Origin of the sequence: Pedobacter sp. KBW06, assembly GCF_003852525.1 — a bacterium.
Lineage (GTDB): Bacteria > Bacteroidota > Bacteroidia > Sphingobacteriales > Sphingobacteriaceae > Pedobacter.
This window is the reverse complement of sequence record NZ_QAJL01000002.1, coordinates 239815-252937: the sequence shown is the minus strand read 5'-3', so window position 1 is coordinate 252937 and position 13123 is coordinate 239815. Positions and strand designations below refer to the sequence as shown.

9 protein-coding genes and 3 tRNA genes are annotated in these 13123 nt (G+C 39.7%); all 12 read left to right on the top strand.

Annotated elements, in window-relative coordinates; translation table 11 throughout:
- Positions 1-9 precede the first annotated feature (9 nt).
- The 12 genes from DBR43_RS11215 to rpoC all read left to right on the top strand — a co-directional run bounded on the left by DBR43_RS11215 (position 10) and on the right by rpoC (position 13057).
- Positions 10-82, top strand: a tRNA-Gly gene (locus DBR43_RS11215).
- A gap of 100 nt (positions 83-182) precedes the next feature.
- Positions 183-254, top strand: a tRNA-Thr gene (locus tag DBR43_RS11210).
- A 122-nt stretch (positions 255-376) separates the two neighbouring features.
- A complete protein-coding gene (gene tuf, locus DBR43_RS11205) occupies positions 377-1564 on the top strand; it encodes an elongation factor Tu (RefSeq protein WP_073232494.1) in 1188 nt (395 codons plus the stop codon).
- A gap of 116 nt (positions 1565-1680) precedes the next feature.
- Positions 1681-1751 (top strand) — tRNA-Trp (locus DBR43_RS11200).
- Positions 1752-1764: 13 nt separating this feature from the next.
- Complete coding sequence (gene secE / locus DBR43_RS11195; protein ID WP_062550292.1) at positions 1765-1962, top strand: preprotein translocase subunit SecE; 198 nt, start codon at positions 1765-1767, stop codon at positions 1960-1962.
- A 9-nt stretch (positions 1963-1971) separates the two neighbouring features.
- Positions 1972-2514, top strand: a complete 543-nt coding sequence (gene nusG, locus DBR43_RS11190) for a transcription termination/antitermination protein NusG (RefSeq protein WP_073232495.1) — start codon at positions 1972-1974, stop codon at positions 2512-2514.
- A gap of 79 nt (positions 2515-2593) precedes the next feature.
- Positions 2594-3037 carry a 50S ribosomal protein L11 gene (rplK, locus tag DBR43_RS11185; protein ID WP_073232496.1) on the top strand — a complete coding sequence of 148 codons (444 nt, stop codon included), beginning with the start codon at positions 2594-2596 and terminating at the stop codon, positions 3035-3037.
- 23 nt (positions 3038-3060) lie between these two features.
- Positions 3061-3759, top strand: a complete 699-nt coding sequence (rplA, locus tag DBR43_RS11180; RefSeq protein ID WP_069382436.1) for a 50S ribosomal protein L1 — start codon at positions 3061-3063, stop codon at positions 3757-3759.
- Between the two features lie 2 nt (positions 3760-3761).
- On the top strand, positions 3762-4283 hold the full coding sequence (rplJ, locus tag DBR43_RS11175; RefSeq protein ID WP_124580891.1) for a 50S ribosomal protein L10: 522 nt from the start codon (positions 3762-3764) through the stop codon (positions 4281-4283).
- 63 nt (positions 4284-4346) lie between these two features.
- Complete coding sequence (rplL, locus tag DBR43_RS11170; RefSeq protein WP_074612233.1) at positions 4347-4721, top strand: 50S ribosomal protein L7/L12; 375 nt, start codon at positions 4347-4349, stop codon at positions 4719-4721.
- A gap of 154 nt (positions 4722-4875) precedes the next feature.
- Entirely contained in the window at positions 4876-8679 is a 3804-nt protein-coding gene (rpoB, locus tag DBR43_RS11165; RefSeq protein WP_124580889.1) for a DNA-directed RNA polymerase subunit beta, read from the top strand.
- 91 nt (positions 8680-8770) lie between these two features.
- A complete protein-coding gene (gene rpoC, locus DBR43_RS11160; protein WP_124580887.1) occupies positions 8771-13057 on the top strand; it encodes a DNA-directed RNA polymerase subunit beta' in 4287 nt (1428 codons plus the stop codon).
- Positions 13058-13123 lie beyond the last annotated feature (66 nt).

Here is a 13123-nt window from a genome sequence, read left to right as displayed (position 1 = left end):
AATACAAAAGCGAAAGTAGCTCAGTTGGTAGAGCGATAGCCTTCCAAGCTATAGGTCGCGAGTTCGAACCTCGTCTTTCGCTCAAATTGGAAAAGCTGGGAAATCGGCATAGAATTAAGTAGTTTAATTAGAATACCAATTAAACTACTTAATTAACTTAGATTACAAGCTGAGATTAAAAAGCCGAAGTAGCTCAGCGGTAGAGCACTTCCTTGGTAAGGAAGAGGTCGTGGGTTCAAGTCCCATCTTTGGCTCAAGATAAAAACAAGCTTTGTTGAATCTGTAATTATGGCAGTTGAACAAGGTTTTTTGTGTTGAATTTGTATCAAAACAATTAATTAATAAAAAGTTATAAACTACTAATAAGTATAAAAACATGGCAAAAGAAAAGTTTGACCGCAGCAAGCCGCACTTAAACATCGGCACAATCGGTCACGTTGACCACGGTAAAACAACCTTAACAGCAGCTATCACTAAAGTGTTATCTGATGCTGGTTTATCTGAGGCGCGTTCATTTGATTCTATTGACTCTGCTCCAGAGGAAAAAGAAAGAGGTATCACTATCAATACAGCACACGTTGAGTATTCAACAGCTAACCGTCACTATGCTCACGTTGACTGTCCAGGTCACGCGGATTATGTGAAGAACATGGTTACTGGTGCTGCGCAAATGGATGGAGCTATCATCGTTGTAGCTGCTACAGATGGTCCGATGCCACAAACTCGTGAGCACATTCTATTGGCTCGTCAGGTTGGTGTTCCTTCATTGGTAGTATTCATGAATAAAGTGGATATGGTTGACGATCCTGAATTACTAGAATTAGTAGAGATGGAAGTTCGTGAATTGTTATCTTTCTATGAATTCCCTGGTGATGATATCCCTGTAATTCAAGGTTCAGCTCTTGGTGGCTTGAACGGTGATGCTAAATGGGTTGGAAAAATCATGGAGCTTATGGATGCTGTAGATAGCTACATTCCAATTCCTCCACGTTTAACTGATCTTCCATTCTTAATGCCTGTTGAAGATGTATTCTCGATCACTGGTCGTGGTACTGTAGCAACTGGTCGTATTGAGCGTGGTGTAATCAACTCTGGAGATCCTGTTGAGATCCTGGGTATGGGTGCTGAAAATCTTAAATCAACTGTAACAGGTGTTGAGATGTTCCGTAAGATCCTTGATTATGGTGAAGCAGGTGATAACGTAGGTCTATTGTTACGTGGTATTGAGAAAACTGATATCCGTCGTGGTATGGTTATCTGTAAACCAGGTTCAGTAACTCCTCACACAGATTTCAAAGCTGAGATCTATGTATTATCAAAAGCAGAAGGTGGACGTCACACTCCATTCTTTAACAAATACCGTCCACAATTCTATTTCCGTACCACAGACGTTACTGGTGAGATCTCACTAGCTGAAGGAACTGAAATGGTTATGCCAGGTGATAACGTTACGATCACAGTTAAATTGATCAACGCAATCGCAATGGAAAAAGGTCTACGTTTCGCAATCCGTGAGGGTGGTAGAACAGTAGGTGCTGGTCAGGTAACTGAAATTTTAAAATAGTATTTTATCCTTAGGGATAAGAAACAACAATAAAGCAAAGTACTTAGGCTTTTAAACCGCCTGAGTACTTTGTTTCTAAAGAAGCTGCTAAATCCTGGAAAGGAAATAGCTTATACACGGGAATAGTTCAACGGTAGAATAGAGGTCTCCAAAACCTTTGATCAGGGTTCGAATCCTTGTTCCCGTGCAAAAAATTAATTATGGCTAAAGTAGTTCAATTTATTAAAGAATCGTATGAAGAAATGACCCAGAAGGTTACTTGGCCTACATGGGGAGAATTGCAAAATTCTGCAGTGCTGGTTCTGGTAGCTTCGTTTATCATTGCATTAGTTGTTTTTGCAATGGATAAGGGATCTACTTTTGTTTTAGATACTTTTTATAAATCACTTTCTAATTAATATAGCTAAATGGACGATCAGTTAAAATGGTATGTAGTTAGGGCTGTTAGCGGAAAAGAGAAGAAGGTAAAACAGTATATCGATTCTGAAATTAGCCGTTTAGGTTTTTCTCATCTTGTACCTCAGGTATTAATCCCAATGGAGAAATACTACCAGATGAAAGAGGGAAAAAAAATTGCAAAAGAGCGTAACTTCTATCCCGGATATGTTTTAATTGAAGCGAATTTGGACGGAGAACTTGAACACATTATTAAGAACGTTAATAGTGTGATTGGTTTTTTAGGGGATAAAGGTGGAAACCCGGTTCCTATGCGTCAGGCAGAGGTTAACCGTATTTTAGGTAAAGTTGATGAGATGAGCCAGCAAGGTGAAACCATGAACGTAGCTTACTATGTCGGAGAGAACATTAAAGTAATGGATGGACCATTTAACGGTTTCACCGGTGTGATCGAAGAGGTGAACGAAGAGAAGAAAAAACTAAAAGTTATGGTTAAGATTTTCGGAAGAAAAACTCCATTGGAGCTTAACTATATGCAAGTAGAAAAAGAATAGAATTCAATTCATATAAGATCTTAAATGTTACTTGCTTCCAACATTATAACATTGAGTATTAAAATTAACAAAACAGAAAATGGCAAAAGAAGTCAGTGCACTTGTTAAGTTACAGATCAAGGGTGGAGCTGCAAATCCATCGCCACCGGTAGGACCTGCGTTAGGTGCTAAAGGGGTGAACATCATGGAGTTTTGCAAACAATTCAATGCTCGTACCCAAGATAAGCCCGGTAAAGTATTACCAGTTGTAATTACTGTTTATGCTGACAAGTCTTTCGAATTCATCATCAAAACCCCTCCGGTTGCTATCCAGTTAAAGGATGCTACTAAATTAACGAGTGGTTCTGCTGAGCCCAACCGTAAGAAAGTTGGTTCGGTGACTTGGGATCAGGTTAAGTCAATTGCTGAAGATAAAATGACTGATTTAAATGCTTTCACTATCGAATCTGCAATGAGTATGGTTGCAGGTACAGCACGCAGTATGGGAATCACCGTTAGCGGTGATGCACCTTGGACAAATTAATTAACAAAAAACAGTTTACAACAGTGGCTAAATTAACAAAAAATCAAAAAAAGGCACATGCTAAACTAGAATCTGGTAAAACGTATTCTTTACAGGATGCGGCTGCTTTGGTAAAAGAGATTACTACAACTAAATTTGATGCATCGGTAGATATCGATGTAGCTTTAGGTGTAGATCCACGTAAGGCCAATCAAATGGTACGTGGTATTGCTACTTTACCACACGGTACAGGTAAAACTGTACGTGTATTAGTTCTTTGTACTCCTGATAAGGAAGAAGAGGCTAAAGCGGCAGGTGCAGATTTTGTAGGTTTAGACGAATATGTAGCCAAGATTGAAGGTGGATGGACTGATGTTGACATTATTATCACTACTCCTGCTTGTATGGCAAAAGTAGGTAAACTGGGCCGCGTTTTAGGTCCACGTAACCTTATGCCAAACCCTAAGTCAGGAACTGTTACTAACGAAGTTGGTAAAGCAGTTACTGATGTAAAAGGCGGTAAGATTGATTTTAAAGTTGACAAAAGTGGTATCATTCACGCTTCAGTAGGAAAAGTATCATTCCCAGCAGAAAAAATATATGAAAATGCATTAGAAGTTCTTCAAGTAATTTCTAAGCTAAAACCATCTGCTGCAAAAGGAACTTATTTTAAGAGCATTCATGTTTCTTCAACTATGAGTCCTGGAATTGCAATCGAAACTAAATCAGTAGCGGGGATCTAATTATGAACAGAGAAGAAAAACACGAAGTCGTTTCGGCTCTTCAAGTGAAGATGCAGGAATTCGGTAATTTTTATATTGCCGATACATCAAGTCTATCTGTTGAGAAAATTAACGGTATCCGTCGTAAATGTTTCGAAAGCGGGATCGAAATGCAGGTTGCTAAAAACACTTTAATCAGAAAAGCGATTGAAGGATTAGATGGCGATGCATCAGAGATCTTTGTTGCGCTTAAAGGTCAGTCAGCATTATTATTCTCAACAGTAGGTAACGGTCCAGCTAAGCTGATCAAAGCCTTGAGAAAAGGATCTGATAAACCAGTACTTAAAGCAGCATATATCGATTCAACAGTATTTGTAGGCGATAACCAATTAGATACTTTAGTAAGCTTGAAATCAAGAGAAGAGCTTATCGGAGACATCATTGGTCTATTACAATCACCAGCGAAAAATGTTATTTCGGCTTTAAAGTCAGGCGGTAACACAATTGCAGGAATTGTTAAAACTCTTCAAGAAAGAGAAGGTTAAGGAACACCTTATAAGTTCATATTATAATAAATTATTTTACGTAAATTTTTAAAATCTATAAAAATGGCAGATTTAAAAGCGTTTGCTGAGCAATTGGTAAACTTAACAGTTAAAGAAGTTAACGAATTAGCTCAAATCTTAAAAGACGAGTATGGTATCGAACCAGCTGCTGCTGCAGTTGCGATTGCAGGTCCTGCTGGTGATGCTGCTCCTGCAGCTGAAGAAAAAACTACTTTTGATGTAATATTGAAAGAAGCTGGTGGTTCTAAATTAGCAGTTGTAAAACTGGTAAAAGACTTAACTGGTTTAGGTTTGAAAGAAGCTAAAGATCTAGTTGACGGTGCACCAAAAGAATTAAAAGCTGGTGTTTCTAAAGACGAAGCTACTGCTTTGAAAACTCAATTAGAAGAAGCTGGAGCTGTAGTTGAAATTAAGTAATAACTTAATTTTAATATAACTTTAACCATAGACTCCGACTGTATAGTCGGAGTCTATACCTGTTTATAAACATTTCATCTTGTTTGGTTGGTGAATACGTTTAACGGCAAACCAAACAAATAGTTTATTCTTAAACTAAATTAACTTTAGTCCATTGGCAAATAAAGTCGACCAAAGAGTAAATTTTGCACGTAGTAAGCACATCATAGATTACCCGGATTTTCTAGATGTACAGTTGCAATCATTCAGAGAATTTTTTCAGATCGAAACCACTTCAGATAACCGTCACACAGAGGGTCTATTTAAGGTGTTTGCTGAAAACTTCCCAATCACAGATTCAAGAAACATCTTTGTTCTTGAATTCCTAGATTATTTTATTGATCCACCTCGTTATGATATACCTGAGTGTATTGACCGTGGGTTAACGTATAGTGTTCCATTAAAAGCGAAGCTGAAACTTTCTTGTAATGATGCAGAACACGAAGATTTTGAAACCATCATTCAAGATGTGTACCTGGGAACCATACCATATATGACGCCTAAAGGTACCTTCGTGATCAACGGTGCAGAGCGCGTAATTGTTTCTCAATTACACAGGTCGCCAGGTGTGTTCTTCGGCCAAAGCCGTCACACAAATGGAACTAAGCTTTATTCTGCCCGTGTGATTCCTTTCAAAGGTTCATGGATCGAGTTTGCTACTGACGTGAATAACGTCATGTATGCGTACATCGACCGTAAGAAAAAATTCCCGGTAACCACTTTATTGCGTGCGATCGGTTATGATTCTGATAAAGACATCCTTGAATTGTTTGATCTTGCTGATGAAGTAAAAGTTAGCAAATCAGGTTTAAAGAAATTCATCGGACGTAAACTTGCTGCAAGGGTATTAAGAAAATGGGTTGAAGATTTTGTGGATGAAGATACCGGTGAGGTAGTTTCCATAGATCGTAACGAAGTGATCTTAGACAGGGATACTGTTTTAGAAGATGACCATATTGATATGATCATTGACGCAGGCGTTAAAACGATCATCTTATCTAAAGATGATGGTGCCAGTCAGGCTGATTATACCATTATCTATAATACTTTACAAAAAGATACTTCAAACTCTGAAAAAGAGGCTGTTGAAAACATCTATCGTGCTTTGCGTAACGCAGAACCACCTGATGAGGAAACTGCAAGAGGTATCATTGAGCGTTTGTTCTTCTCGGATAAACGTTATGACTTAGGAGATGTGGGTAGATACCGCATCAACCGTAAGTTGAAAATGGATACTCCTGATCACGTAAAAGTATTGACAAAAGCAGATATTATTGCGATTGTTAAATATTTGATCAAACTGATCAACTCTAAAGAAGAAGTGGATGATATTGATCACTTGTCGAATCGTCGTGTTCGTACAGTAGGTGAGCAATTGTACGCTCAATTTGGTGTTGGTTTAGCACGTATGGCCCGTACCATTCGTGAGCGTATGAACATTCGTGATAACGAGGTGTTTACGCCAACAGATTTAATTAATGCCCGTACTTTATCGTCGGTTATTAATTCCTTCTTTGGAACAAACCAGTTATCGCAGTTCATGGACCAGACGAACCCTCTGGCAGAGATTACGCACAAGCGTCGTCTTTCAGCCTTAGGCCCAGGTGGTCTTTCACGTGAACGTGCCGGTTTCGAGGTGCGTGACGTTCACTACACTCACTACGGTCGTCTTTGTACGATTGAAACTCCTGAGGGACCAAACATTGGTTTGATCTCGTCTCTTTGCGTTCACGCGAAGATCAATAACTTAGGTTTCATTGAAACCCCTTACAAAAAAGTTAAAGACGGTATCGTTCAGGTAGAGGAGGAAGTGATTTACCTGTCTGCAGAAGATGAAGATGGTAAAACTATTGCACAAGCGAATGCTGCTTATGATGATCAAGGTAATTTCACCACTACACGTGTTAAAGCACGTTACGAGGGTGACTTCCCGGTTATTGAGCCTGAGAAATTAGACTTAATGGACGTGGCACCTAATCAGATTACTTCAATCGCTGCGTCGTTGATTCCTTTCCTTGAGCATGATGATGCGAACAGGGCCCTGATGGGATCCAACATGCAACGTCAGGCCGTACCATTGTTACGTCCTGAGGCACCAATCGTTGGTACAGGTTTGGAAGGTCGCGTAGCCCGCGATTCAAGAACACTGATCAATGCTGAAGGTGACGGTGTAGTAGAATATGTAGATGCAAATGAGATCACCATTAAATATGTACGTAACGATTCAGATCGTTTGGTTTCATTCGAAGGTGATAGCAAAACTTATAAATTAATCAAATTCAAGAAAACCAACCAGAACACTTGTATCAACTTAAAACCAATCGTTAAGAGAGGTCAGAAAGTAGTTAAAGGACAAGTACTATGTGAAGGTTATGCAACTGAAAATGGTGAGCTGGCATTAGGAAGAAACTTAAAAGTTGCTTTCATGCCTTGGCAAGGGTACAACTTTGAGGATGCGATCGTAATCAACGAGCGTATTGTTCGTGAAGATATCTTTACTTCATTGCACATTGAAGAGTTTGAATTGGAAGTACGTGATACAAAACGTGGAGAAGAGGAATTAACACCGGATATCCCTAACGTTTCTGAAGAAGCGACTAAAGATTTAGATGAAAACGGTATCATCCGTGTAGGTGCTGAAGTTAAAGAAGGAGACATCCTTATTGGTAAGATCACTCCTAAAGGAGAATCTGATCCTTCGCCGGAAGAGAAATTACTACGTGCGATCTTTGGAGATAAAGCAGGTGATGTGAAAGATGCATCATTGAAAACACCTCCATCTATCAAAGGTGTGGTAATTGATACCAAGTTATTCTCAAGAGCTAAGAAAACTACTAAAGCTGAAGAAAAAGCAGCGATAGAGAAATTAGACAAGAGATATGACCTTGCTACAACGAATCTGAAAAATGAACTGGTAGATAAATTGTTCCAGATTGTGAATGGTAAAACATCTCAGGGTGTATTCAACGTTTACAAGGAGCTTTTATTCCCTAAAGGAGCTAAGTTCACTCAGAAAAGTTTAGCTGATCTGGAATATGCACACATCAATCCATACAAATGGACTACTGATGATGATAAAAATGACCAGATTAAATTGCTGTTGCACAACTATGGTATTCGTGTGAACGAAGAATTGGGTGCGTACAAACGTGATAAATTTGCCATCAGTGTTGGTGATGAATTGCCTTCAGGTATTGTACAGATGGCAAAGGTTTATGTAGCTAAAAAACGTAAATTAAAAGTAGGTGATAAGATGGCTGGTCGTCACGGTAATAAGGGTATTGTAGCCCGTATCGTTCGTGATGAAGATATGCCGTTCTTAGAAGATGGAACACCTGTTGATATCGTGTTGAACCCACTGGGTGTACCTTCACGTATGAACTTGGGTCAGATCTACGAAACTGTATTGGCATGGGCCGGTAAAGAACTGGGTGTGAAATTCGCAACTCCGATCTTTGATGGTGCTAAACATGACGAGGTAGAAGAGTGGATTGCTAAAGCCGGTGTACCAGCTTCTGGTAGAACTTACTTACATAATGGTTTAACGGGTGAGAAATTTGACCAGCCAACAACTGTAGGTATTATCTACATGTTGAAACTAGGGCACATGGTTGATGATAAAATGCACGCCCGTTCAATCGGACCATACTCATTGATTACACAACAACCATTGGGTGGTAAAGCTCAATTCGGGGGTCAGCGTTTTGGTGAGATGGAGGTTTGGGCATTAGAGGCATTCGGTGCTGCTAATATCCTACAGGAGATCTTAACTGTTAAGTCAGATGATGTGATCGGTAGAGCCAAAACTTATGAGGCGATTGTAAAAGGCGAAAACCTTCCTACGCCGGGTGTACCAGAATCGTTTAACGTATTGGTACATGAGTTACGTGGATTAGGTCTAGATATTACGTTAGACTAATGTTGAAAGTTATTTTGCCGGGATGCCGCTAAGGCCTCGCCTGAAAAGCATCCCGGCTTTTTAAATTTTTCAACTTTCAAACAAAAGAGCTATGTCTTACAAAAAGGATAATAAATTAAAAAGCAATTTCACCTCGATCACCATTAGTTTGGCATCGCCGGAGGCTATTTTAGAGCGCTCTAGTGGTGAGGTGTTAAAACCTGAGACTATCAATTACCGTACTTACAAACCTGAGCGTGATGGTTTGTTTTGCGAGCGTATTTTTGGTCCGGTAAAGGATTACGAATGTCATTGCGGTAAATATAAACGTATCCGTTATAAGGGTATTGTTTGTGACCGTTGTGGTGTTGAGGTAACGGAAAAGAAAGTACGTAGAGAGCGTATGGGACACATCAATTTGGTGGTTCCTGTTGCGCATATCTGGTATTTCCGCTCCCTGCCAAATAAAATTGGATACCTGTTAGGATTGCCTACAAAGAGATTAGACCTGATCATTTACTACGAGCGTTATGTAGTAATTCAGCCTGGTTTCATGGCAGAAGAAGGTATTCAGTATATGGATTTCTTAACTGAAGAGGAATATCTTGATATTCTTGATAAGTTGCCTAAAGAAAACCAATATTTAGACGATAAAGATCCTAATAAATTCATCGCCAAAATGGGTGCTGAAGCATTAGAAGATTTATTGAAACGTATTGATTTAGATACTTTATCATATAACCTGCGTCACCAGGCTGCAAACGAAACTTCTCAGCAACGTAAAAACGAAGCTTTGAAACGTTTACAGGTAGTGGAAGCTTTCCGTGGTGCAAGAACCCGTATTGAGAATAACCCAGAGTGGATGATCATCAAGATTGTTCCGGTTATTCCACCGGAATTGCGTCCGTTGGTTCCATTGGAAGGTGGTCGTTTTGCGACTTCAGATCTAAACGATTTGTATCGTCGTGTGATTATCCGTAACAACCGTTTGAAACGTTTGATCGAGATCAAAGCGCCGGAAGTAATTTTACGTAACGAAAAACGTATGTTACAGGAAGCGGTAGATTCGTTGTTCGATAACTCACGTAAAGTAAATGCGGTTAAAACTGAAGGTAACCGTGCTTTGAAATCTCTTTCAGACATCCTGAAAGGTAAACAAGGTCGTTTCCGTCAGAATTTATTAGGTAAACGTGTGGATTATTCTGCCCGTTCGGTAATTGTTGTAGGTCCAAACCTTAAGTTACATGAATGCGGTTTACCGAAAGATATGGCTGCTGAGCTATTCAAACCGTTTATCATTCGCAAGATGATTGAAAGGGGTATCGTTAAAACAGTAAAATCTGCAAAGAAAATTGTAGACAGAAAAGATCCATTAGTTTGGGATATTCTGGAAAATGTTTTAAAAGGACACCCGGTATTACTGAATCGTGCGCCTACGTTGCACAGATTGGGTATCCAGTCGTTCCAGCCGAAATTGGTAGAGGGTAAAGCAATCCAGTTACATCCATTAGTATGTACCGCATTTAACGCGGATTTTGACGGTGACCAGATGGCAGTACATTTACCATTAGGGCACGCCGCAATCTTAGAAGCACAGGTATTAATGCTTGCTGCACACAACATTCTAAACCCGGCAAACGGAACTCCGATCACTGTACCTTCACAGGATATGGTTTTGGGTCTTTATTACATTACTAAAGGCCGTAGAACTGATGCTCAGCGTGTAGTTAAGGGACAAGATTTCTCTTTCTACTCTCCGGAAGAAGTGATCATTGCTTACAATGAAAAAGAAATCGATCTTCATGCATTTATCAAGGTTAAGGTAAATGTGAAACTGGAAGATGGAACAATCGTTAATAAATTGTTGGAAACTACGGTAGGCCGTGTACTATTTAATCAAATGGTTCCGGTAGAAGTAGGATATATCAATGAATTGCTGACTAAGAAATCTCTTAGAGATATCATTGGTACAGTAGTGAAGATTACCGGAATGGCCCGTGCTGCAAGGTTCCTTGATGATATCAAAGAACTTGGTTTCCAAATGGCATTCAGAGGAGGTTTATCATTTAATTTACAAGATGTAAACATTCCTGTGGAGAAACAGGCGCTATTAGAGCAGGCTTCTGCTGAGGTGGATGAGGTAAGGAATAACTATAACATGGGATTCATTACCAACAACGAGCGTTACAACCAAATTATCGATATCTGGACTCGTATCAATAACCGTTTAACATCATTCGTGATGACTCAGTTATCTAGCGATAACCAAGGTTTCAACTCTGTTTACATGATGTTGGACTCTGGAGCCCGTGGTTCGAAAGAGCAGATTCGTCAGTTATGCGGTATGCGTGGTTTGATGGCTAAGCCTCAGAAATCAGGTTCAGGTGGTGAGATTATCGAAAACCCGATTCTTTCGAACTTTAAAGAAGGATTGTCGGTATTAGAATACTTTATCTCTACCCACGGTGCGCGTAAAGGTTTGGCGGATACGGCGTTAAAAACAGCTGATGCGGGTTACTTAACACGTCGTTTACATGATGTGGCCCAGGATATGATCGTTAATGCAGAAGATTGTGGTACTTTAAGAGGTATGTACACGACTGCATTGAAAGATAATGAAGACATCGTTGAGCCGTTATACGACAGGTTATTAGGCCGTATCTCTCTACATGATGTATTTAATCCTTTGGATGGTGCATTGTTAGTAGCTGCCGGTCAGGATATCGACGAAGATATTGCTAAAGCAATTGAAGAGTCTCCGTTGGAAGGCGTTGAAATTCGTTCGGTATTAACCTGCGAAAACAAACGTGGTGTTTGTGCACTATGCTACGGACGTAACTTAGCTACTGGTAAACGTGTTCAAAAAGGTGAAGCTGTCGGTGTAATTGCTGCACAGTCCATCGGTGAGCCGGGTACACAGTTGACACTACGTACGTTCCACGTTGGGGGTACTGCATCGAACATCGCTGCAGAATCTCAGATCAATGCTAAATTTGATGGTATCATTGAATTTGAAAATGTTCGTACAGTAGAGAACGATACTGAAGAAGGTGTAAAACAAATTGTTTTAGGTCGTTCAGGAGAGTTCAAAATTGTTGAGCCTGGTACAAATAAAGTGATCATGACCAATAACATTCCTTATGGTGCATTCTTGTACGTTGAGGATGGTGCTAAAATCACTAAAGGCGACAGGATTTGTTCATGGGATCCATATAATGCGGTAATTATCTCAGAGTTTGCCGGTAAAATCGAATTTGACGCTATCGTTGAGGGTGTAACCTTCCGTGAAGAGTCTGATGAGCAAACCGGTCACCGTGAGAAAGTAATTATCGATACACGTGATAAAACTAAAAACCCTTCTGTACGGGTTGTGGATAAAAAAGGTGAATTGATCAGAGGATATAACATCCCTGTAGGTGCCCACATCGCAATTGATGAAGGTGATGCAGTTAAAACTGGTCAGATCCTGGTTAAGATTCCTCGTGCAACTGGTAAAACAAGAGATATCACGGGTGGTTTACCACGTGTAACGGAGCTTTTCGAAGCACGTAACCCTTCAAACCCTGCTGTAGTAACAGAGATTGATGGTGTGGTAACTTTAGGTGGTGTTAAACGTGGTAACCGTGAGATGACTATCGAATCTAAAGACGGAGAAGTTAAAAAATACCTTGTTCCATTGTCTAAACACATCCTTGTTCAGGATAATGACTTTGTGAAAGCTGGTATGCCTCTATCTGATGGTTCTATCTCTCCTGCGGATATCTTAGCGATTAAAGGCCCTGCGGCTGTACAAGAATATCTAGTGAATGGTATCCAGGAGGTTTATCGTTTACAAGGTGTGAAAATCAATGATAAACACTTTGAGGTAATTGTACACCAGATGATGCAGAAAGTTCACATTGAAGATCCGGGAGATACCACTTTCTTAGAGAACAACTCTGCAGATCGTTGGGACTTCATGATCGAGAATGACGAGATCTATGACAAAAAAGTTGTTGTTGATGCCGGTGATTCTAACGCGGTGAAACCTGGACAGATTCTTTCTCTACGTAAATTAAGAGATGAAAATTCTCAATTGAAACGTAAAGATTTGAAACAAATTGAAGTTCGTGATGCAAGACCTGCAACTGCGAGTTCAATGTTACAAGGTATTACACGTGCTTCATTAGGAACGAAATCGTTCATCTCTGCAGCATCATTCCAGGAAACTACAAAAGTGTTAAACGAAGCAGCAATTGCTGGTAAACGTGATAACATGCTTGGATTAAAAGAAAACGTAATTGTTGGACACTTAATCCCTTCAGGTACAGGTGTACGTGGATATGAGCGTATCATTGTAGGTTCTCAGGAAGAATACGATAAATTATTAGCTTCGAAACAAGAAGAAGTAGATGCTTAATATTTAAATATCTTTTGAAAAAATCCCCCTTCTGTTAAAGTTGGGGGATTTTTTTTTGGGTGTAAT